Origin of the sequence: Spirillospora sp. NBC_01491 (genome assembly GCF_036227065.1) — a bacterium.
GTDB classification, from domain to species: domain Bacteria; phylum Actinomycetota; class Actinomycetes; order Streptosporangiales; family Streptosporangiaceae; genus Spirillospora; species Spirillospora xylanilytica.
The window spans coordinates 5151498-5171065 of the sequence record NZ_CP109432.1 but is presented as its reverse complement, the minus strand read 5'-3'; the positions used below and the strand labels follow the sequence as shown (position 1 = coordinate 5171065).

The following is a 19568-nucleotide window of genomic DNA, read 5'->3' as shown; positions in this document are numbered from 1 at the left end:
GCAGAGCGCCGGGAACGAAAAGGACCCCCCGCACACCCGCCAGAGCCCGCTTATCCTTGCTGCCTTCCGGCCCTGGGGAGGTTCACAGGGTGACGCCGTGCGAGGGGTCTGCCCGAAGTCTATGACATCCCCGGGCCCCGGTTGCACGCTTCCGGCGTAGGCTCGCGCCCATGTCCGCCCCCGACACCGCAACGCCGCAGGAGACACTCCTGCACATCGCCGAACTCCGGCACTGGGAATCCGCGCGCGACGCGGGTGTGTCGTACGCGATGTCCACCCTCGGACGGTCCCTCGCCGACGAGGGCTTCGTCCACTGCTCGACCGACCTCGCGCAGGTGGAGGGCGTGCTCGGCCGCTTCTACTCCGGCGTACCCCGCAGTGGCCTCGTCCTGCTGGTCATCGACCCTGCGCGGCTCGACGCGCCGGTCCGGTACGAGGCCGCCGGCGAGGAGGTCTTCCCGCACGTCTACGGGGAGATTCCGCTCAGGGCGATTATTGATGCCCGCCCACTGCCCGAGACCCGGTAAGCTCGGCGGCGGAGGATTCGCCTAGTGGCCTAGGGCGCACGCTTGGAAAGCGTGTTGCGTGCAAGCGCTCGCGAGTTCGAATCTCGCATCCTCCGCTTGCTGAGAGGCATGACGTCGAGGCCGGTACCCATGGGGTACCGGCCTCTCGCGTTGGTCAGGGGTGGTGGAGGCCGGGTGAATCCGGACGAATTCCCCCATGGGACGTCCCAGCAGCGGCGCACGTGGTTGACGACCGGCCCTCGCTCGGGTGAGCCGGCCGGTTGCGCTACCTTCTCCGACCCCATCCGACCCCGTAGACTCGAAGCGTGATCTTCAAGGCGGTAGGTGACGGAAGGCCCTATCCCGCGCATGGGCTCTCGTCCGGCGACTGGGCCAAGATCCCGCCGCGCCAGGTCCGCCTCGACCAGCTCGTCAGCACCAAACGGGAACTCGACCTCCAGTCCTTGCTGGCCAAGGACTCCACGTTCTACGGCGACCTGTTCCCGCACGTGGTGCAGTGGCGGGGCGAGCTCTACCTGGAGGACGGCCTGCACCGGGCGCTCCGGGCCGCCCTGCATCAGCGGCTCGTTCTGCACGCCCGCGTGCTCGACCTCGACGCCGTCGACGTCAACGCGGTCGACTCCGGCACGTCCTGAGCGTCAGCGGGACCCGACCCGTTCGGCCATCGCGGCGGAGCCGATCTTGGGCTCGATGAGCTGCTCGACGCGGCCCTCCGGGCGGGCGCTCGGCCACAGGAGGCCGGGACGCGCGGCCAGCAGGCCGAACACGGTCTCGGGGACCACCAGCGCGAGCAGCAGGGTCAGCGACACGTCCCAGCCGCCGGTGGCCGAGTGCAGGACTCCGACGGCCAGCGGGCCGAACCCGGCGAGGAGGTAGCCGCCGGTCTGGGCCATGCCCGACAGCCGGGCGGCGACGGACGGGCCGGGCGAGCGCAGGCTGAGCAGCGTGTAGGCGAGCGGGAACGCCGAGCCGGTGCCGAGGCCGAGGACGGCGACCCACACCCAGCCGGCGCCCGGGGCGAGCAGCAGCCCGAGGATGCCGATCACCATCGTGGCGGCGACGCCGGCGACCATCGACCGCTGGTCGCGCATCCGGGCGGCCAGCACCGGCACCAGGAAGCCCAGCGGGATACCGATGATCATCATGACCGAGACCATCATCCCGCCGGTCGCGGCGGAGTACCCGGCGTCCCGCATGATCTCCGGCAGCCACGACATGAGCACATAGAACATCAGCGAGGCCAGCCCCATGAAGGCCGCCACGTACCAGGCCAGCGGGGCGCGCAGCAGCGACCCCTCGCCGGCCGCGGCCCGCCCGCCCGGGGCGGGCCGGACGTCGGGTCCGGACGCGGCGGACAGGGCGTCCTGGCGCCGGCCGCGCAGTGCGAGCGGCCCCCACGCCAGGGCGGCGATCAGCGACGGGACGGCCCAGACGGCCAGGGCGAGGCGCCATCCGCCCGCGTCGTCCAGCGGGACGGCGAGCCCGGCCGCGATCGCGCCGCTGCTCGCCATGAGCATCATCGCCAGGCCGGTCAGCAATCCGACCCGGTCGGGGAAGACGCGCTTGATGACCGCGGGCATGAGCACGTTGCCCATCGCGATGCCCGCTCCGGCCAGCACGGTCCCGGCGTACAGCGCGGGCTGCACCGGGACGACCCGCAGCACGATCCCCAGCGTGATCATCACCAGCGCGCCGGCGATCGCCGTCTCGGCGCCGACCCGCCGGGCCAGCACCGGGGCGACCGAGGCGAACCCGCCCAGGCACAGCACCGGCAGCGTGGTGAGGACGCTCACCCCCACACCGGACAGCCCGAAGGCGTCCTGGAGCTCGCCGAGCATCGGGGAGATGCCGGCGATCGCGGCCCGCAGGTTGACGGTCAGGAGGACCAGGCCGGTGACGGTCCAGATCGCGGTGGCGCGTGAGACGCGGGGGGCAGGGGTCGTGCTCGTGGTGGTCATGTCGCCTTCGTCATGCGCCGTGGCGCGTCGAACGTGGGGATGATCGGATCGCGGCGGACGGCCTCGGGCCCATGAGAAGGACCACCGTCCGCGAAATGGGACCGGGCCCGTGGTGCGTTCAGGCCCGGCGAAAGTCGGAAGGTCTGGGGGCGGAAGGGTCAGACGGGCGCCGGCGACTCCGGCTCGTCCGCGGCGGGCGCCCGGCCCCGTGGAACGCCGGCGGCGCCGCCGGACGGCTCGGTCCCCGTGGACGGCGCGGTGCCGCCGGACGGAGCGGTCGAGCGGAGGATCTGGTCGAGACACGAGTGCGTCGCCTCCGCGGCGGCGGTCGCGTCGCCCGCCTCGATGGCGTTGGCGATGGTGTCGTGCGGGATGCCGGAGTACTCCAGCAGGGCGCCGGCCGCTCCGATGCTGGCGCGCAGCACCATGCCGAAGTCGCGGTAGAGCTCGGTCAGCACCTGGTTGTGCGTGGCCTCGACGACCGTCAGGTGGAACTCGAGGTCGGCCTCGACGAACGCGCCGTGGTCACCGGCCGCCCAGGCGGCGTCGCGGCGGGCGAGGGCCGCGCCGATGGCCTCGATGTCGGCGGGGGTGCGGCGGGTGGCGGCGAGGCGCGCGGCCTCCACCTCCAGGCCCCGCCGCACCTCCAGGATCTCGATCAGCTCGGCGGTCTGGAGCCGGCGCCGGACGGCTCCGGAGAGCTCGCTCGTGGCGCGGACGTAGGTTCCGTCGCCCTGCCTGCCCTCCAGGAGTCCCGCGTGCGTCAGCGCGCGGACCGCCTCCCGGACGGTGTTGCGGCCGACCCCGAGGGACTCCGACAGCACCGGCTCCGGCGGGATCTTCGCACCGACGGCCCAGCCGCCCGAGGAGATCTCCTCCCGGAGCTGGTCGATCACCTGCTCGACCAGCGACGCACGGCGGGCGGTGCGGAGTGTCACGGTCCCTCCCGATCGCGGCCCGAACCGGAACCTCCGGTGAGCCAGTCATCCCATGTCTCCATGTTAGGACTACGAGGGCCGTGCTTTTATTCCCGCCCACCGCCGGTCTCCTCGCCGGGCGGCAGGCCCGGCCAGGAGGTCAGACGCGGCCGAGGTCGCGGTCGGCCGCCTGGGAGCGGGCGGAGCAGAGACCGACGGCCTCCAGGCCCCGCCGGTACGCGGCGGCGGCCGAATCGGGGTCGCCGACGAGCTCGAAGAGCTCGCCCTGCTCCCGGAAGAGCCCGGCGGCGGTGCGGCCGGGCGCGAGGCCGGCCAGCTGCTCGGCGGCGATGCCCAGGACGACCTGGGCGGCCGTGCGGTCCCCCTGCGCGATGCGGGCGCGCGCGAGGACGAGACGCGCGAGGACGGTCTTGTGCGTGCGCGCGGGCAGCCCGGCGTCCGGACGAGGGGTCACCACGGGCTCCGGGACGGCGGTGGGCGACCCGTCGGCGGTGGGCGCCGCGAGCGCCATGCCCGTCTCCAGGAACTCCTCCAGGCCCGCGATGGCCTGCGAGGGGTCGCCCATCAGCACGAGCGCGCGGGCCTTGGCGATGGTGGCCTCGGTGCCCTCCACGCCGTCCAGCGACGTGGTCTGCCGGAGGAGTTCGAACGCTTCCGCCGCGGCTTCGGGAGTCCCCTCCGCGCGCGGGCGCGCGAGCTCGGCGGAACCGGCGACGGCGAACGTGCCGCCCATCCCGGTGTCGGCGATGGAGGGCGGGACAGAGAACGGCGGCACGCCCCGCAGCAGGGCCTTGGCCGCCGCGAGGTCGAGGCGGGCGCGGGACTGCGGGGGCGTGCCTTCGGTACGGGCGGCCAGGGCCTTGTCGGCCAGGTGCAGCGAGTCGCCGATCGCGCCGCCTTCGAGCGCCCGGATGCTGGCGCGCTGGTACGCGTCGGCCGGGGACTCGTCGGGGGCGGAGACCAGCAGCCGGCGGCCGAGGGCGTGCGCGCGCTCGGGATCGGAGCGGTCCACGTAGGCCAGGAGGAGGATCCGCCCGACCTCGGCGTGCTCGACGCCGACGTCGAGGCCGAGACCGCGCAGCCGGTCCAGCGCGCGCTCGCCGAGGGCGATGGCCTGGCCGAGGTCGCCGACCGCGTGGTAGCAGCGGGCCAGCGCGATCACCGGCGGCAGCCAGCTCGCCCGGCCGGGGTCGCGCTCGGCCTGCTCGCGCAGCTCCTCGAACAGGGTGATGGCCTGGCCGGTGCGGCCGAGCTCCTCCAGCGCGCGGGCGCGTCCCCAGCGGGCCCGGGAGGTGAGGTCCGGGTCGTCGCTGCGGTCGATCACGTCGTCGAATCCGGCCTCGGCCGTGGCCGGATCGCCGGCCAGCAGGGCCAGATGGGCGTGCCGTTCGCGGACCTCGAGATGGGCGCGCTGCTCCGGCTCGACGCCTTCGGCGAGGTATTCGGGGGTGCAGCCGAGCCGTTCGGCCAGCATGCGCAGAACGGTCGGCGTCGGCGTGCGCTTACCCGACTCGATCAACGAGATGTAGCTGTCGGAAAGGTCGTGACCGGCGAGCTGTGCCTGCGACAAGCGTCTGGTCAGCCGCAGGTTGCGGACACGTTCGCCGACGTTGCCTGGACCCGGCATGTGAACTCACTTAGCGGAAGTAATCAGGCGGCTAGGGTGCCGACATGATTGCACATTGCGGGTTATCGCACATCGCGAGTAACGAAGCGACAAAAGCTGGGATGACCCGGTCGGCCCCGTGCGCCCCTTTGTGGTCGGTGGTACGCGCCCCGCGGGCGGGCCGGTCCGAACCGCCGGGCCGCGTGGAGGCCACCGCCGTCCGCGCCGCCTGAGGGCCGTCCGGTTCGACCGCGGAGCCTGTCGTCTCCGACGGTAGCCGACGGACCAGCCAAGATCACCGCTACCTCGGATATTGATCACTCCACCGCGCCATCGGGCCAGTGGCCCGGACCGGCCGCCGTCCCGGGCGGCGAACGGCGCGCGCCGAGCCCCGTCCGGACGGGGCTCGGCGCGGACGATCACGCGGGCGGTCAGTCGTCGGGGGTGGGGTTCTTGTTCGGAAAGATCATTTCGCAGACCTCGAGGTAGAGCTGCTCGGGATAGGGGAGGAAGGGCACATTGGTCAGCGCCTGGTCCTGGCCCGCGGACTCCAGCACGAACTCGCCGTAGCCGAGCATCCGGCCGGCGATCGTCCGTTTGAAGCTCATGTCGGTGACCTTGGCCAGCGGCATCATCGCGACCTTGCGGGTGATCAGGCCGGTGGTCAGCAGCATCCGCTGGTTGGTGATGACGAAGTAGTCGACCGACCACTCGGCGACCCGCCACACGAACCAGGCGAGCAGGATCAGCCAGCCCCACCAGATCCAGGTGATGACGTTGGTGACGGTGTTGCTGAGCACGCCGGCGATGATCAGGCCGCCGAGCACCAGCCCGACCGGCATCATCAGCACGGCCGGGTGCCTGCGCACCGTGATGACCTGCGTCTCGTGCGGGAGAAGGTACTTGTTCACCGATGCCGGGGCGGAGTCACCCGGCGTCACCAGCCTCATGCCGGCCTCAAGCGATCGCGTTGACGAAGGTGGCCAGGGAACCGGCGGCCGATGCCAAGCCGTCCGCAGCGGTGTACACCGACTTTGCCGCCCCCTCGGGTTGGCTGAAGACGTAGAAGGCCACGAAGGCCACCGCGGCCCACGTGAAGTACTTCTTGGCGGGCACGACTGCCTCCCAGAGCACGATGACCCACTGACCCCAAGTCAGTTTTGCACAGCACGCAGCCCCGGCATAGCAAGGGTTACTGCTATGGCGCGTTGCCGAGGGTCGTGCGCCGCGCCTGGCGCAGCTTTTCGGCCGCCACCGTGGCGAGCACCTCCAGGTGCTTGCGGGCGATCCGCTCGACCAGGACCGGCTGCGCCGACCCCGTGACCTCCAGTGCCCCGTGCCGAGCCGCCGCGACGCACCGGGCGACGGTCTCGGCGGCGTGCACGCCCTCGAACTCCGCGGTGAGACGCTCGCCGATCTCCGTATAGCGCGGCTGGTCGCTGTCCCCTTGGTGAGCCATCACGCTTCCTCGAGCTCGCTCACACCACCCCGGGCCGGTCCCCTGTGCCGGGGCGGCGGAGGGAACGATCATCGACGTTCCGTAGCCCTTTACTACCCACGGTCACACACGATCGAACATGGCGGATATCGCGCTCCGAATGGGGCGTGACGGGCCAGACCGGCGGGACGGGCAGACCGCCTGGACGGGTCAGACCACGCCGTACAGGCGATCCCCGGCGTCGCCGAGACCGGGGAGGATGAATCCCTGGTCGTTGAGGTGCGAGTCGATGGCCGCGGTGACGACGCGGACGGGCGCACCGGTGCCCTCGAACTCCTGCTCCATGTACTTCAGGCCCTCCGGGGCGGCGAGCAGGCACAGCGCCGTGACGTCGTCGGCGCCGCGCTCGAACAGCAGCTTGATGGCCGCGGCGAGCGTGCCGCCGGTGGCGAGCATGGGGTCGAGCACGTAGCACTGCCGGCCGGACAGGTCGTCGGGGAGCCGGGTGGCGTACGTCTGCGCCTGGAGCGTCCCCTCGTCGCGGATCATGCCGAGGAAGCCGACCTCGGAGGTGGGGAGCATCCGGGTCATCCCGTCGAGCATGCCGAGGCCGGCCCGGAGGATCGGCACGACCAGCGGCTTGGGGCTGGCGAGCCGCACGCCCTGAGCGGGGGCCAGCGGCGTCTGCACCGTGGCCTCGGCCACTCGGACATCCCGGGTAGCCTCGTAGGCAAGTAGGGTGACCAGTTCGTCGGCGAGCCGGCGGAACGTGGGCGAATCGGTGCGCACGTCCCGCAGCGTGGTGAGCTTGTGCGCGACGAGGGGGTGGTCGACGGCGAGGGTCTCCATGGCCTCACCGTAGCCCACTTGCCACCCTTGGCCAGACCCTCCTATCGCGTGGATAGGAGGCCCTGAGCTGGGCAGTATGCCGTTATGAGCACAGAGCGCGAGCAGCAGCCGAGACATCTGGGACGGGCCGGCGAGTCCGCGCCGGATCCTCCCGGGCCCGCGCTCGTCCATACCTCTGACCAGGCCCTCGAACGCGAAGGCGGTGCCTCCATCGAGAACCCGCACGAGATGACCACCGAGGCCGCCGGGACGTCCGCGGCGTCCGCCGCGTCCACCGCGGACGGGGACGGGGTCGCGACCGGTCCCGGGGAGCTCTCCTCCGAGGAGGTCCGCGAGCATCTCCGCCGCCGGGCGGCGTTCCTGCGGGAGCTCGCCGAGGCGCGCGAGCTGCGCCGCCGGGTGACCCCGCACCGCTCCCGCCGGGCCCGGATCCACGCGGCGCTGCGCCGCCGCACCTTCCGGATCAACTGACCCGGTCCGGTCCCCCTCCAGCGGGCGGAGGTGCGGCTTCCGCCGTGGTGGACGGGGTACGTCCGATACATTCGTTCCGCGGCGCTGGTGCCAGCGCCGACTTCCCACCGCACAGGCAGGGTGCACCGCCCCGTTCGGTGGTGGGGGACGCGAGGGCGCGCTGCATCTGCGACCATGCCCTGGCGGAAACCGTGCCGGTGGGGTGGAAATGACGGATGTGGACGCGACGGATTTCGCCGTCGTGGTGTACCGGGAAGACGAGCGCTGGGAGGCGGAGATCCTCCCGGTGGCGCTGACCGGCGACCTGACCGGGCTGATCCACGCCCTGCGCCAGCAGCCGAGCCTGGGCGGCACGGTGGGGCTGGTCGCGGTCGGCGACGACTTCTTCGTGGCGATCCGGCTGCTCGGCGACGAGGTGATGGTCTTCCTGTCCGACGTCACCGCCTCGGTCGACTGGCCGCTGGCCGGGCAGGTGCTCGACTACCTCGACATCCCGATCCCCGAGGACGAGGAGCTCGACCAGGTGCTCCCGGTCGGCGACATGTCCATCTTCTCCGACCTGGGGCTGGACGAGATGGAGCTCGGCGCGATCTCCGGCGACCTGGAGCTGTACCCGGACGAGATGCTGCTGAGCGTCGCCGGGCGGCTCGGCTTCGCCGCCGCGTTCGAGCGGGCGCTCGACGGCATCGGCTGACCGTTCGCCGTACGAGGGGTGTGACCTGCGCATCCTTGTGGGTCACAATGGACCGGTGTCCTACTTCGCCGCCGTCTTCGCGCGGACCCCTGAGGGCTGGATCGGTGCCGAGGCCGTGCTGGCCGAGGCCGAGGGAGTCGACGACGTCGCCGACCTGATGCGGGAGGCGGCCGTCGAATCGTACGGCGACCCGGTGGTGCTGCTCATCGAGCAGGACGACGACTGGTTCGCGGTCGTCCGGCTCGACGGCGAGCAGGAGCCGCGGGCGTTCGTGTCCACCGTCCGCGAGGACGGGCTGGGCGGACTGTTCCACCAGCTCGTCGGCGAGGCGCCGACCGGCGATCCGGCCGGCGACCCGGCGCTGCTGGAAGACCTCGGCGTCAACGGCGGTCACCTCGGCGACCTCGGCGAGCGGGCCCTCCCCGGCGACGCGCTGCTGACGGTCGCCGAGCAGGCGGGCTTCGGCGAGGAGTTCGACCGGATCCGTGGCTGAGATCACTCCCGGGCCGGATGGCGGAGCCGGTGACGAGGCGGCCTGGCACAAGACGACCCGGCACAAGGCGGCCGGGCACGACACCACCGGGCACGACACCACCGGGTACGAGGCCGCTATGCGCCGTGCCCTCGGTGAGGCGCGGCTGGCGGGCGCCGCGGGCGACATCCCGGTCGGCGCCGTCGTGCTGGACGAGTCCGGTGAGACCATCGGCACCGGCCGCAACGACCGGGAGCTGACCGCCGACCCCACCGGCCACGCCGAGATCGTCGCGATCCGCGCCGCCGCCGCGTCACGCGGCGCCTGGCGGCTGTCCGGCTGCACGCTGGTGGTCACCCTGGAGCCGTGCACGATGTGCGCCGGGGCGGCCGTTCAGGCCCGTCTGGGCCGTGTCGTCTACGGCGCCGTCGATCTCAAGGCGGGCGCGGCGGGGTCGCTGTGGGACGTCGTCCGGGACCGGCGGCTCAACCACCGGCCCGAGGTCGTCGCCGAGGTCCTCGCCGACGAGTGCGGCGCCTTGCTCACCGAGTTCTTCACCCGCCGCAGAGTCGGGTAGGCTTCCCCGCGGTGGTGTCGCCTAGTGGACGAGGGCGCACGCCTCGAAAGCGTGTGAAGTGCAAGCTTCCGTGGGTTCGAATCCCACCACCACCGCCGTCCAAAAGGGCCGCCGATCTGCGTTCGCAGACGAGCGGCCCTTTTCCGTTCCACCGTTCCCCGAGGACGTTCGGGGCGCCGGGTCAGCCGACCGTCACCAGGGCGACTCCGGCCACCGCCACGGCCATGCCCAGCCGCTGGACCGCGCGGAGCCGCTCGCTGTAGGCGGCCCGGGCCAGCAGGACCGTGATCGCGGGGTAGAGCGAGGTGAGGACGGCGGCGAGGCTGAGCAGCCCGGCCTGCGCGGCGAGGAAGTAGAGGGCGTTCGCGCCGGCGTCGAGGGCGCCGGAGATCAGGGCGAGGCCGATCAGGGTGCGGCCGGAGACCGGCGGGCCGGTGTCCGGGCCGTGCAGTCGGACGGCGATGATCAGGGCGGTGGCGATCACGCAGACGTTCCCGGCCCTGGCCGCGACCAGGGGCCACAGGCCGCTGTCGCCGTCGCCCGAGGTCTTCAGCAGGATGAAGAAGATCCCGAAGCAGGCGCCGGAGATCCCCGCCACGACCGGGCCGTTGTCGAGCAGGCGGCGCACGCCGGACGGGCGGGCGGTGTCCTCGCGGGTGCCGCCGTCCTCCATGCTGACCAGGCCGATCGCGACCAGGCACAGCAGCATTCCGGCCAGCACGCCGGCGCCCAGCCGCTCGCCCCGGGCCACTCCGGCGATCACCGGCAGCACCGCGGCGGCCAGCGCCGACACCGGGGCGACCACGCTCATCGGGCCGCGCGCCAGCGCCCGGTAGAAGGCGATCAGCCCGACGCCGCCGGCCAACCCGGCGGCGAAGCCCCAACCGAGGCCGGCCCAGGTGGCGTGGCCGCCGGTGAGGAACGCGGCGGCGAGCACGACGACCAGGCCCATCGGGACGCACCACATCAGCGCCTTGAGAGCGGTCGACCGCCGGGACACGGCGCCGCCGAGGAAGTCGGCGACGCCGTAGGCGAGGGCCGCGCTCAGGGCGAGCGCGGTCACCATCATTCGCCGCCTATCAGGCGGGTCTCGATCCTGACGTCCGGAGTGATGAGGCGGAGGCGGCCGGCGAGGTCGGTCCCCGCCTCGTGGAGGCGGTCCAGGGAGTAGGGCGCGAGGCGTTCGAGGAGGAACAGGGCGTTCGTGGTGGTCTCGGTGAGGCGGGTGCGGGCGCACTGCCGCCAGTTCCACCGGCGGCAGGTGACGCCGTCGTCGTCGCGCCACACCACTTCGCCCTCAGCGGGATGCTCGGTGATGGTCTCGCCGCCCGAGACGGTGTCGAACGGCTCGTCGCCGCGCGCCCGGACCAGCCGGGCGGGGCCGCGGTAGGCGTCCAGGTCCTCGCCGCCGATGGGGAGCGCGTACTCGAGGCTGACGGCGTTGTAGGCGTCCACGACCTTGTTGACGGCGGGGAGGGCGTCGGCGCGGCGGAGCAGGGCCTCGACGGACGGGCGGGTGCGCTTCGGCTTGGCGCCGAACGCCCGGTACGCCTCGCGCCACGCCTCCACGTGGGGGTCGCCCAGGGACTCGGGCGCGGCTTTGGCGGCCAGGTCCAGCCAGGTCGCCGAGGTCGCGTCGCCCGGTCCGTTGGACAGGCCCGTCGCGGTCATGACGAGCACCGCGAAATCGGGGCGCAGTTCGCGTACGGCCTCGTCGACGACGATCCTGTCGAGCATCCCAGTCTCCTTCCGGGGCCGGTCGGCGCCACGGTTGCGGTCATTTTAATGAACTCTATATATCATCATAACGACCGTGAGGCGCGGCGGTGGTTTGTGGGATCGTTCGTGCCCGGGGTGGGATCCGGCCGCGGGGCGGGCACGGCCGGGACGCCCCGTCCGGCCCAGTGGGAGGAGACCTCGTGAGCGAGCAGGAGGCGATCGGCGGGGCCGTCGCCAGAACCGTCCGGGCCCTGCGGGCGGGGCACGGCTGGAGCCTGGACGAGCTGGCCGGGCGGGCCGGGGTCAGCAAGGGCGTGCTCGTCGGCCTGGAGCAGGGGCGCGGCAACCCCAACCTCGGCACGCTGATCCGGATCTCCGACGCGCTCGGCGTGCCGCTCACCCGGCTCGTCCAGGTCGAGGAGGAGCCGCCGGTGCGGATCTTCCCGCCCGACCGGCACGTGGTGCTCTGGCACGGCGGCTCGGGCGGCACCGGGACGTTGCTCGCCGGGAGCGATCCGCGCCCCTCCCTGGAACTGTGGCACTGGGAGCTGCGGCCCGGCGAGGTCCGCGAGAGCGACGCGCACGTGCCCGGCACCAAGGAGATCGTCTACGTGCAGGACGGCACGCTCACGCTGACCGTGGACGGCGGCACCGACCTCATCACGACGGGAACGGCGGCGGTGTTCGTCGGCGACCGCCCGCACGCCTTCGGCAACGGCGGCGACCGCGACCTGCGCTTCGTGCTGGCGGTCCTGGACCTGTGATCCCCCGGCCACCACCCCGCCCACGGACAGGCGGCGGGCGGATGAGCCCGGCCTCCCAGGCGCCCCGGCCGATCCGAGGATCAGTCGAACCGGATCTCAGCCGCTGAGGCGGACGGGCATCACCAGGTAGCGGTAGCCGGTACCGGCCGTGTCCTCGGTGTCCTCATCGTCGGAGACGGCGCTGAGGAGGGCCGCGCGGATGGGGCCGGCGCATTCCAGGCGGGCGTGCTCGGTGCCGATGCCCGCCAGGCCGTCGAGCAGGTACTGGGGGCTGAACGCGATGTCGACGTCGTCGCCGGTGAGGGTGGTGGCGAGGCTCTCGTTGGCGCGGGCGGCGTCGCCGGACGCGGCGCGGACGCGCACCTCGCCCTCGCTGAACGCCAGCCGGATCGGGGTGCCCCGGTCGGTGACCAGCGCCGCCCGCTTGACGGCCTCGACGAACGCGGCCGTGCGGACGTGCGCGGTGGAGGTCCAGGTGCCCTTGAGCCGCGCGCGGTAGTCGATGTACTGGTCGTCCAGCAGGCGGGTGGTCATGCTGCGCCCGCCGCCCGAGACGCCGATCAGCGAGCCCGCCCCGCCGTCGAGGCGGAGGGTGACGTCGGCGCCCGGACTGATCGCCTTGGCGGTGTCGGCGAGGGTGCGGGCGGGCACCACGACGCCCGCGGCGAACCCGGGGCCGGACGGGTTCCAGGCGAGCTCGCGGACGGCGATGCGGTAGCGGTCGGTGCAGGCGAGCCACATCGTGTCGCCCTCGAAATCGATCCGCGCGCCCGTCAGCATGGGCAGGGTGTCGTCGCGGCCGGACGCGGGCGTCACCTGGGCGACGGCGGCGGCGAAGACGTCGCCGGGGACGGTGCCGGCGACGGCCGGCGGTTCGGGCAGGGCGGGGTAGTCCTCCACCGGCATGGTCAGCAGCCCGAACTCGGCGCTGCCGCAGCGGAGCACCATCTCGGCGCCTTCCACGGAGATATCCACAGGCTGTGGAGGAAGGCTGCGGACGATCTCGGCGAGCAGCCGTCCGGGGACCAGTACCCGTCCCGGCGCCGCCACGGCGGCCTCGATGCGCGACTGCGCGGACACCTCGTAGTCGAACCCGGCCAGCGACAACGCGCCGTCGGCGGACGTCTCGACGAGCATGCCCGCGAGCACCGGGAGTGCCGGCCGGGCCGGCAGGGACCGCGCCGCCCACGCCACGGCCTCGGCGAGCGTCTGACGGTCGACCCGGAACTCCACTGTGACCTGCCTTTCGCCGGGGGATCCCCCTCCATCGCCCGCACGCTAACCGCCGCCTCGGACAGAATCGCGCGCTCCCCAGTGCGGGGATCCGGACCGACACTCCAGGCGGCTCCATACGGCGCTGTCCTATGAGCCAGTGCGCGTCCTGCTCAGAAGAGCGTCTCCGCCGCACCGGCCGCGCCAGTGCGGATCCCCCGTTCGAAGTCGAGCAGGAGCCGCTTGCGCTCCAGCCCGCCTCCGTAGCCGGTCAGGCTGCCGGTGGAACCCACGACGCGATGGCACGGGACGATGATGCTGACCGGGTTGCGACCGTTGGCGAGGCCGACCGCGCGAGACGCGCTGGGGTTGCCGATCTCCACTGCGAGTTCTCCGTACGAGATGGTCTCCCCATAGGGGATGTCTTGCAGGGCCGCCCAGACCCGCTGCTGGAACGGCGTGCCGCGCAGGTTGAGCGGCAGGTCGAAGTCGGTGAGCTCGCCCGCGAAGTAGGCGGCCAGTTGCTCGGTGACGGAACGGAACGGTTCCGCGGTCGGGTCGGGGGCGGGGACGCCGAACGTCTCGTCCGGTGGGCGATGCCGTTGCAGGTCCATGTAGAGCCCGGACAGGGCGCCGTCGGTCGCCACCAGGGTGAGGCGGCTGAAGGGGTTGTCCAGCACGGTGTACATGCGGCTCCCGTTGGCGGTGATGGTGCTCATGGGGTGTCCTTTCGTTCAGCCGGTCGGGAGGAGGTTGATGGGGTGGTCACCAGTCGCCCACAGATACTGCACGGCGTAGGCGCGCCATGGGCGCCAGTGCGCGGCGCGGCGGGTGAGGGCGGCGGGCGTCTCGGGAAGGCCGAGGTCACGGGCGGCGGCGCGGACGCCGAGATCGCCGGGAATGAACGCGTCGGGGTCGCCGAGGGCGCGCATCGCGATCGACTCGATCGTCCACGGGCCGAACCCGGGCAGGGCGGTGAGGGCGGCGCGGGCCTCGTCCCAGTCGCTGCCCACGCCGAGGTCGACGTCCCCCTTCACGAGCGCCTCGACCAGCGTGGTCAGGGTGGAGCGGCGGCTCTGCGGGAACGCGAGCGTGCCCGGATCGAGACCGGCGAGCGCCTCCGGGGACGGGAACAGGTGGGTCAGGCCGCCGCCCGGATCGGCGACCGGGTCGCCGTGCGCGAGGACGAGCCGGGACGCGTGGGTGCGTGCGGCGGCGGTCGAGACCTGCTGGCCGAGCACGGCCCGCACGGCGAACTCCGGGCCGTCCACCGTGCGCGGGACGCGGCGCCCGGGGGCCTTGCGGACGAGCGGCGCCAGCACCGGGTCGGTGCCGAGCTGGTCGTCGACCGCGACGGGGTCGGCGTCGAGGTCGAGCATCCAGCGGCAGCGGCTGATCGCGATGGTGAGGTCGCGCAGGTCGGTCAGCGTCAGCGCGCAGGCCACATGGTCGGGCCGGGGACGCAGGGTGACGATTCCGTGACCGTTCGGTAGCCGCAGGGTGCGGCGGTACGCGCCGTCCCGCCACTCCTCCACTCCGGGCACGGCGGTCGCGGCCAGGTGCCCGAAGAGGTTGTCCGGGCAGAGCGGCGCGCGGAACGGCAGCCGCAGCGACAGCGAGCCGGACACGGCGGCCGGGTGCCCCCGCGCGACGCGGTCGCGCAGCTCGGTGGGCGTGAGCGCGAAGACCTCGCGGACCGTCTCGTTGAACGCGCGGATGCTCGCGAAGCCCGCCGCGAACGCCACGTCCCCCATCGGGATCGCGGTGGTCTCGATCAGCAGCCGCGCGGTCTGGGCGCGCTGCGCCCGCGCGAGGGCGAGCGGGCCCGCGCCGAGCTCGGCGCGGAGCTGCCGCTCGATCTGGCGGGTGCTGTAGCCGAGGCGGCCGGCCAGTCCGGACACGCCCTCCCGGTCGACCACCCCGTCGGCGATCAGCCGCATCGCGCGGGCCACGGCGTCGGCCCGCTGGTTCCATTCGGGCGAGCCGGGGCTGGAGTCGGGACGGCACCGCTTGCAGGCCCGGAATCCGGCCTGCTGAGCGGCGGCGGCGCTAGGGTAGAAGCGCATGTTCTGCGGCTTGGGCGGCGCCACGGGGCAGCTCGGCCGGCAGTAGATGCCGGTGGTCAGCACCGCGCCGAAGAACCACCCGTCGAAACGGGCGTCCTTCGACTGGACCGCGCGCAGGCACCGCTCCACGTCTTCATGCATATCTCCAGCATCGCCGATGGTCAGGGGATTCCACTAGCGAGAATCCGACATCATCGTCGAGCCGGATCCCGCTCCCGGGAAACGTCCGGAGAAGCCTCCCGGGAGGCGTCCGGGGCGCCGCCGCCGCGGCCCGCGAAGGCGTACAGCACCACGCCCGCGCAGATCGCGAGGATGCCCGTCCAGGCCCACGCCCCGGGCGGCGCCGACGAGGCGATCACCGGCTCGGCCAGCGCGACGAAGGCCACCTCGGCCGCCTGCGTCGCCTCCACCGCCGCCAGCCGCAGCGGATGCCGCCGCACCCGGTGCGTCGCGGCGAAGAACAGCGATGTGGCGATCACGCCTGAGCAGACCGCGACCAGAGCCGTCGTGGCGAGCTGCCCGCCGGACGGCGGCCCGGCCCGCAGCCCGCCCGCCAGGGCGACGAGCAGCCAGAACGGCAGGCTCGCGAGCGACATGGCCAGCAGCCGCTGGAAGGTGTCCAGGCCGGCGCCCGCCGGCCCCGTGCCCTCCGGCTCGCCGCCCTCCGCCGCGGTGCCCGCCGGCTCCGCGACCGCGAGCTCCATCGTCCGCCGGTTGCCCACGGGATAGGCGATGGCGGCGACGAGCACAACCGCGATCCCGCCGGCCATCTCCCACGACAGGCCGCCGTGGCCGAACTGGGTGAGGAAGACCCCCGCCAGGATCAGCCCGGACAGCACCAGGCCCTGGACCGGGATCCGGCCCCGGTCGTCGTCGTACAGCAGCGGCGCGAGCAGCACCCCGCAGACGATGGTCACCTGCCAGGTCGCCGCGACCGTCCAGCCCGGCGCGAGGTCGGCGGCCAGGCAGATCGGCGCGTAGAAGAGGCCGAACCCGACCGTGCTCCACAGGACCCAGGGGCCCGGGTTCGCGCGCAGCGCCCGCAGGACGGGCCGGACACCGCGGCGCGCGGCGACGATGGCCAGGAAGATCGGGAGCGAGTAGAGGAAGCGGAGCGACGCGCTCCACTCCCAGGCCCCGCCGTCCACGGCCATGATCCGGTTGGCGATGAACGAGACCGAGAAGAACAGCGCGCCGAGCACGGCGAGGCCGATCGCCACCGTCGCGCCTCCGGCCCCTCCAGAGCCGTCGCCGCCCGCCGCCCGGGTCCCGCTCGCGCGGCCCGTCCGGGCGTCCGCCGTCGCCGAGTCCGACACTGAAACGCTCCTCCGCGCCGCCGTCTTCTGTCCGCCTCCGGAGCCGATACCGGAAGCAAGCCGACACTATCCACCTGATCAACGGACGAATCGGGCCGTCCCTCCGGGCATGACCTCCCAGGTAATCGATCTTCCTCGCGGACCCCGGCAAAGTACAGGACACCGGGACGGACCCGGAGGATAAAGACAGGAGCATCGCGATGAACGACGCGCAGCAGTTCGTGGAGCGCTACCTGGCCACCTGGAACGAGACCGACCCCGCCGCCCTGCGCGCCGCCGTCGAGGCCCTGTGGACCGAGGACGGCGCGTACACCGACCCGCTGGCCGACGTGGCGGGGCACGACGCCATCGCCGCCACCATCGGCGCGGTGCAGGAGCAGTTCCCCGGCCTGGTCTTCCGGGCCGGCGGCCCCGTGGACGCCCACCACGACCAGGCCCGCTTCACCTGGGAGCTCGGCCCGGAAGGCGGCGAGGCGCTGGTGGTCGGGTTCGACGTGGCGGTGTTCGCGGCGGACGGGCGGCTCGGCAAGGTGTACGGGTTCCTCGACAAGGTCCCGACGGCCTGACGCCGGGTTCCGGGTGCAGCCGAAGCGGGCCCGGCGTACCAGGTGCCGCCAAGGCGTCTCCCGCCGGCCGGACCGGCGGGAGACGGGAGGCGAGGGGGACGGGGTCGCGGCCGGCGCGGGGCGCCGCCGACGGGCTCACAGCTGGCGCAGGGCGCCGCCGTCGACGGCCCACTCGGCGCCGGTGACCTGCCCGGCCGGCGGCGACAGCAGGTACGCGATCACCCGGGCGACGTCGTCCGGGTTGCCGAGCCGGGCGGTGGGCAGCCGCCGCTCCTCCCGGACGAACCGGTCGATCGCCTCGTCCACCGGCAGCCCGTACTGCTCGGCGAGCTGGTCGGCGAACCCGCCGGGCTCGTCCCACAGGCGGGTGCGGGTGGGGCCGGGGGTGACGACGTTCGACCGGATCCCGCAGCGGCCGAACTCGACGGCGAGGGTCTTCGACACCGCCAGCAGCGCGGTCTTGGACGCGGCGTAGTCGACCAGCGGCGTGTCGGGGAACCGGGCCGCCTCGCTGGAGACGTGCACCAGCGCCCCCGCCCCCTGGTCGATCAAGGCGGGCAGCGCGGCGCGGGCCATCCGCACCGCCGAGTGGAAGTTCAGCTCGAACGTGGCGTGCCACTGCGCGTCGGTCACGTCCAGGAAGCCGATGCGGGACTCCAGTCCCCCCGCGTTGTTGACCAGCCCGTCGAGCCGCCCGTGCCGGGCCAGCGCGGTGTCCACGACGCGCTGCGCGGCATCGGGGTCGGTCACGTCGGCGGCGACGGCGCTCACCCGTCCTTCCGCGCCCGCCGCGCCGCCCGGCCGGTCGGCGGGCCTGCGGGAGACGCCGATCACGGACGCGCCCTCGCCCGCCAGGAGCCGCGCGGTCGCCTCCCCGATCCCGGCGGAGGCGCCGGTGACGATGAAGACCTTGCCGGAGAGTTCGAGATCCATGGTTTCGTTCCCTTTCGAAAGCGGTCAGGAGCGGCCGGAACGGGGCGCGCGGAGGAACACCGCGATGAGGGCGGCGCCCGCGAGGGCGAGTCCGGCGTTGACGAGCGTCGCGGTGTGGATGCCGTCCAGCACGCCGGCGCGGGCCGTCGCGACGGCGCTCATCACCGGGATGCCCACGGTGATCGCGACCTGCTGGGTCATCGTGGCGAGCCCGGTGGCCAGGCCCTGCTCCCCGTCCGGAAGACCGGAGGTGGCGGTGCCCATGAAGGCGACGATCGCGACCAGGTTGCCGAACCCGCCGATGGCCGTGGCGGCCAGCATCAGGCCGAGCCCGCCGCGGGACTCGCCGAGGCCGAGCAGCGCGGCGGTCGCGGCGGCCTGGAGCACCAGCCCGCCGGCGAGCGTCCACCGGCCGCCGGCCCGCGCCATGATCCGCGGCGCGGCGACGCCGCCCGCGAACGTCCCGGCGCCGAGGACGCCGAGGGCCAGGCCGGTGGTGAGCGGCGAGAAGCCGAGCACCTGCTGGAGGTAGAGCGTCATCAGGAAGACCAGCGAGGTCTCGGTCGCGAATGCGACCAGGCCCCCGATGTTGCCCCAGGTGACGGTCCGCTTGGTCAGCACCCGCAGCGGCGCGAGCGGGGCGGGCGCGCGCCGCTCGACGAGCACGAACGCCACCAGCAGCGCCACCGCGGCGGCCAGCGTGCCGAGCGCGAGGGGACTGCCCCAGCCGCGCTCGCCGGCCGCGGTGATCCCGTACACCAGCGCCAGCAGGCCACCGGTGACGGTCACCGCGCCGGGCACGTCCAGCCGTCCCCTGCGGGCGGCGCGGCTCTCGCCGACCAGGACCGGCGTGACCACCAGGATCAGCACCGCGACCGGCACGTTCACCAGGAACGCCCAGCGCCAGCTCAGCAGGTCGGTGAGCACTCCGCCGAGCACCGCGCCGACGGTGAATCCGGCCGACATCAGCGCGCCGCTGAGGCCGAGCGCCCGGGTCCGCAGCCGGCCCTCGGGAAACGAGGTGGTCAGCAGCGACAGCGCCGCGGGCGTCGCCATCGCGGTGGCCAGGCCCTGCATGACCCGTCCGGCCAGCAGGACCGCCGGGCTGGTCGCCAGCCCGCCGAGCAGCGAGCCGAGGGCCAGCAGCGCCATGCCCGCCAGCAGCATCCGGCGGCGCCCGAACAGGTCGGCGACCCGTCCGAACAGCAGTGTGAAGCCGGCGGCGGGCAGCGCGAACGCGGTGGCGATCCACTGGAGCCCGCCGAGGCCGAAGCCGAGGCCCTCGCCGACGACCGGCATGGCGACGTTGAGGATGGAGAAGTCGATGGCGAGCATGAACTGCGCGCCGAGGAGGAGGGTCAGGATCAGCTTGTGCCGCGAGGTCATCCGCGTCCCGGCGGACGCCGGGACGGCGGGCGCGGGGCCGGGTGCGGTCTCGATGAGGGTCATGGGAGAACGATCA

The 19568-nt window shown here is 73.4% G+C and carries 23 protein-coding genes, 2 tRNA genes, 1 other RNA gene and 1 pseudogene; 11 read left to right on the top strand and 16 right to left on the bottom strand.

Annotated features, from left to right (window positions below):
• Nucleotides 1–16: 16 nt before the first annotated feature.
• Nucleotides 17–112, bottom strand: an RNA gene (gene ffs / locus OHA34_RS24195) — signal recognition particle sRNA small type.
• Between the two features lie 58 nt (nt 113–170).
• Between ffs and OHA34_RS24190 the strand changes: the two genes are divergently transcribed.
• The 4 genes from OHA34_RS24190 to OHA34_RS24175 all read left to right on the top strand — a co-directional run bounded on the left by OHA34_RS24190 (nt 171) and on the right by OHA34_RS24175 (nt 1162).
• Nucleotides 171–527 (top strand): DUF952 domain-containing protein, encoded by a 357-nt coding sequence (locus OHA34_RS24190; protein ID WP_329518994.1) that lies wholly within the window; start codon nt 171–173, stop codon nt 525–527.
• A 10-nt stretch (nt 528–537) separates the two neighbouring features.
• Nucleotides 538–622 (top strand) — tRNA-Ser (locus tag OHA34_RS24185).
• A gap of 13 nt (nt 623–635) precedes the next feature.
• Complete coding sequence (locus OHA34_RS24180) at nt 636–836, top strand: neutral zinc metallopeptidase (protein ID WP_329522443.1); 201 nt, start codon at nt 636–638, stop codon at nt 834–836.
• Complete coding sequence (locus tag OHA34_RS24175) at nt 833–1162, top strand: type II toxin-antitoxin system VapB family antitoxin (protein ID WP_285939403.1); 330 nt, start codon at nt 833–835, stop codon at nt 1160–1162. Before OHA34_RS24180 ends, OHA34_RS24175 begins: the two co-directional genes overlap by 4 nt.
• 3 nt (nt 1163–1165) lie before the next feature.
• On the opposite strand, the gene OHA34_RS24170 is transcribed toward OHA34_RS24175, so the two are convergent.
• The 7 genes and pseudogenes from OHA34_RS24170 to upp all read right to left on the bottom strand — a co-directional run bounded on the left by OHA34_RS24170 (nt 1166) and on the right by upp (nt 7316).
• A complete protein-coding gene (locus OHA34_RS24170) occupies nt 1166–2485 on the bottom strand; it encodes a CynX/NimT family MFS transporter (protein WP_329518993.1) in 1320 nt (439 codons plus the stop codon).
• A 275-nt stretch (nt 2486–2760) separates the two neighbouring features.
• Nucleotides 2761–3423 (bottom strand): annotated as a pseudogene (locus OHA34_RS24165) (FadR/GntR family transcriptional regulator); the annotation flags it as partial.
• Nucleotides 3424–3562: 139 nt separating this feature from the next.
• Nucleotides 3563–5050: a helix-turn-helix domain-containing protein gene (locus OHA34_RS24160; protein WP_329518991.1), complete on the bottom strand. Its 1488-nt coding sequence runs from the start codon at nt 5048–5050 to the stop codon at nt 3563–3565.
• A gap of 410 nt (nt 5051–5460) precedes the next feature.
• Nucleotides 5461–5979 (bottom strand): PH domain-containing protein, encoded by a 519-nt coding sequence (locus OHA34_RS24155; RefSeq protein ID WP_285939408.1) that lies wholly within the window; start codon nt 5977–5979, stop codon nt 5461–5463.
• Nucleotides 5980–5986: 7 nt separating this feature from the next.
• A complete protein-coding gene (locus tag OHA34_RS24150; protein ID WP_285939410.1) occupies nt 5987–6145 on the bottom strand; it encodes a hypothetical protein in 159 nt (52 codons plus the stop codon).
• Nucleotides 6146–6227: 82 nt separating this feature from the next.
• Entirely contained in the window at nt 6228–6488 is a 261-nt protein-coding gene (locus tag OHA34_RS24145) for a hypothetical protein (RefSeq protein WP_285939411.1), read from the bottom strand.
• Between the two features lie 189 nt (nt 6489–6677).
• Nucleotides 6678–7316, bottom strand: a complete 639-nt coding sequence (gene upp, locus OHA34_RS24140; protein WP_285939412.1) for a uracil phosphoribosyltransferase — start codon at nt 7314–7316, stop codon at nt 6678–6680.
• A gap of 84 nt (nt 7317–7400) precedes the next feature.
• On the opposite strand from upp, the gene OHA34_RS24135 reads away from it, so the two are divergent.
• The 5 genes from OHA34_RS24135 to OHA34_RS24115 all read left to right on the top strand — a co-directional run bounded on the left by OHA34_RS24135 (nt 7401) and on the right by OHA34_RS24115 (nt 9625).
• Nucleotides 7401–7787 carry a hypothetical protein gene (locus OHA34_RS24135; protein WP_285939413.1) on the top strand — a complete coding sequence of 129 codons (387 nt, stop codon included), beginning with the start codon at nt 7401–7403 and terminating at the stop codon, nt 7785–7787.
• Between the two features lie 208 nt (nt 7788–7995).
• The gene (locus tag OHA34_RS24130) at nt 7996–8481 is read left to right on the top strand and encodes a tRNA adenosine deaminase-associated protein (RefSeq protein ID WP_285939414.1); all 486 of its coding nucleotides are present in this window, start codon (nt 7996–7998) and stop codon (nt 8479–8481) included.
• 55 nt (nt 8482–8536) lie between these two features.
• A complete protein-coding gene (locus OHA34_RS24125) occupies nt 8537–8974 on the top strand; it encodes a tRNA adenosine deaminase-associated protein (protein WP_285939415.1) in 438 nt (145 codons plus the stop codon).
• Nucleotides 8975–9092: 118 nt separating this feature from the next.
• Entirely contained in the window at nt 9093–9530 is a 438-nt protein-coding gene (gene tadA / locus OHA34_RS24120; protein ID WP_285940082.1) for a tRNA adenosine(34) deaminase TadA, read from the top strand.
• A 10-nt stretch (nt 9531–9540) separates the two neighbouring features.
• Nucleotides 9541–9625, top strand: a tRNA-Ser gene (locus tag OHA34_RS24115).
• A gap of 86 nt (nt 9626–9711) precedes the next feature.
• Here the strand turns inward: OHA34_RS24115 and OHA34_RS24110 are convergent.
• On the bottom strand, nt 9712–10599 hold the full coding sequence (locus OHA34_RS24110) for an EamA family transporter (protein WP_285939416.1): 888 nt from the start codon (nt 10597–10599) through the stop codon (nt 9712–9714).
• A complete protein-coding gene (locus OHA34_RS24105; protein WP_285939417.1) occupies nt 10596–11267 on the bottom strand; it encodes a B3/B4 domain-containing protein in 672 nt (223 codons plus the stop codon). The genes OHA34_RS24110 and OHA34_RS24105 overlap by 4 nt, the downstream gene beginning before the upstream one ends.
• A gap of 182 nt (nt 11268–11449) precedes the next feature.
• Between OHA34_RS24105 and OHA34_RS24100 the strand changes: the two genes are divergently transcribed.
• Nucleotides 11450–12013: a helix-turn-helix domain-containing protein gene (locus OHA34_RS24100; protein WP_285939419.1), complete on the top strand. Its 564-nt coding sequence runs from the start codon at nt 11450–11452 to the stop codon at nt 12011–12013.
• 96 nt (nt 12014–12109) lie between these two features.
• Here OHA34_RS24100 and dnaN read toward each other — a convergent pair whose 3' ends face one another.
• The 4 genes from dnaN to OHA34_RS24080 form a co-directional block, all read right to left on the bottom strand.
• Nucleotides 12110–13246, bottom strand: a complete 1137-nt coding sequence (gene dnaN, locus OHA34_RS24095; protein ID WP_285939420.1) for a DNA polymerase III subunit beta — start codon at nt 13244–13246, stop codon at nt 12110–12112.
• A gap of 152 nt (nt 13247–13398) precedes the next feature.
• The gene (locus tag OHA34_RS24090; RefSeq protein WP_329518990.1) at nt 13399–13944 is read right to left on the bottom strand and encodes a methylated-DNA--[protein]-cysteine S-methyltransferase; all 546 of its coding nucleotides are present in this window, start codon (nt 13942–13944) and stop codon (nt 13399–13401) included.
• Between the two features lie 15 nt (nt 13945–13959).
• A complete protein-coding gene (locus tag OHA34_RS24085) occupies nt 13960–15432 on the bottom strand; it encodes a DNA-3-methyladenine glycosylase 2 family protein (protein ID WP_329518989.1) in 1473 nt (490 codons plus the stop codon).
• Nucleotides 15433–15482: 50 nt separating this feature from the next.
• The gene (locus tag OHA34_RS24080) at nt 15483–16607 is read right to left on the bottom strand and encodes a DMT family transporter (RefSeq protein WP_329518988.1); all 1125 of its coding nucleotides are present in this window, start codon (nt 16605–16607) and stop codon (nt 15483–15485) included.
• 200 nt (nt 16608–16807) lie between these two features.
• Between OHA34_RS24080 and OHA34_RS24075 the strand changes: the two genes are divergently transcribed.
• Entirely contained in the window at nt 16808–17173 is a 366-nt protein-coding gene (locus OHA34_RS24075; protein WP_329518987.1) for a nuclear transport factor 2 family protein, read from the top strand.
• Between the two features lie 135 nt (nt 17174–17308).
• On the opposite strand, the gene OHA34_RS24070 is transcribed toward OHA34_RS24075, so the two are convergent.
• Nucleotides 17309–18106 (bottom strand): SDR family NAD(P)-dependent oxidoreductase, encoded by a 798-nt coding sequence (locus OHA34_RS24070; RefSeq protein WP_329518986.1) that lies wholly within the window; start codon nt 18104–18106, stop codon nt 17309–17311.
• Nucleotides 18107–18130: 24 nt separating this feature from the next.
• On the bottom strand, nt 18131–19555 hold the full coding sequence (locus OHA34_RS24065; protein ID WP_329518985.1) for an MFS transporter: 1425 nt from the start codon (nt 19553–19555) through the stop codon (nt 18131–18133).
• Between the last annotated feature and the right edge of the window lie 13 nt (nt 19556–19568).

Excerpts from the sequence above, each read along its gene's own strand:
- OHA34_RS24190 (WP_329518994.1), top strand. The coding sequence starts at position 171 with ATGTCCGCCCCCGACACCGCAACGCCGCAGGAGACACTCCTGCACATC.
- OHA34_RS24180 (WP_329522443.1), top strand. The coding sequence starts at position 636 with ATGACGTCGAGGCCGGTACCCATGGGGTACCGGCCTCTCGCGTTGGTC.
- OHA34_RS24170 (WP_329518993.1), bottom strand. The coding sequence starts at position 2,485 with ATGACCACCACGAGCACGACCCCTGCCCCCCGCGTCTCACGCGCCACC.
- OHA34_RS24160 (WP_329518991.1), bottom strand. The coding sequence starts at position 5,050 with ATGCCGGGTCCAGGCAACGTCGGCGAACGTGTCCGCAACCTGCGGCTG.
- OHA34_RS24155 (WP_285939408.1), bottom strand. The coding sequence starts at position 5,979 with ATGAGGCTGGTGACGCCGGGTGACTCCGCCCCGGCATCGGTGAACAAG.
- OHA34_RS24145 (WP_285939411.1), bottom strand. The coding sequence starts at position 6,488 with ATGGCTCACCAAGGGGACAGCGACCAGCCGCGCTATACGGAGATCGGC.
- upp (WP_285939412.1), bottom strand. The coding sequence starts at position 7,316 with ATGGAGACCCTCGCCGTCGACCACCCCCTCGTCGCGCACAAGCTCACC.
- OHA34_RS24135 (WP_285939413.1), top strand. The coding sequence starts at position 7,401 with ATGAGCACAGAGCGCGAGCAGCAGCCGAGACATCTGGGACGGGCCGGC.
- OHA34_RS24130 (WP_285939414.1), top strand. The coding sequence starts at position 7,996 with ATGACGGATGTGGACGCGACGGATTTCGCCGTCGTGGTGTACCGGGAA.
- tadA (WP_285940082.1), top strand. The coding sequence starts at position 9,093 with ATGCGCCGTGCCCTCGGTGAGGCGCGGCTGGCGGGCGCCGCGGGCGAC.
- OHA34_RS24110 (WP_285939416.1), bottom strand. The coding sequence starts at position 10,599 with ATGATGGTGACCGCGCTCGCCCTGAGCGCGGCCCTCGCCTACGGCGTC.
- OHA34_RS24105 (WP_285939417.1), bottom strand. The coding sequence starts at position 11,267 with ATGCTCGACAGGATCGTCGTCGACGAGGCCGTACGCGAACTGCGCCCC.
- OHA34_RS24090 (WP_329518990.1), bottom strand. The coding sequence starts at position 13,944 with ATGAGCACCATCACCGCCAACGGGAGCCGCATGTACACCGTGCTGGAC.
- OHA34_RS24085 (WP_329518989.1), bottom strand. The coding sequence starts at position 15,432 with ATGCATGAAGACGTGGAGCGGTGCCTGCGCGCGGTCCAGTCGAAGGAC.
- OHA34_RS24075 (WP_329518987.1), top strand. The coding sequence starts at position 16,808 with ATGAACGACGCGCAGCAGTTCGTGGAGCGCTACCTGGCCACCTGGAAC.
- OHA34_RS24070 (WP_329518986.1), bottom strand. The coding sequence starts at position 18,106 with ATGGATCTCGAACTCTCCGGCAAGGTCTTCATCGTCACCGGCGCCTCC.
- OHA34_RS24065 (WP_329518985.1), bottom strand. The coding sequence starts at position 19,555 with ATGACCCTCATCGAGACCGCACCCGGCCCCGCGCCCGCCGTCCCGGCG.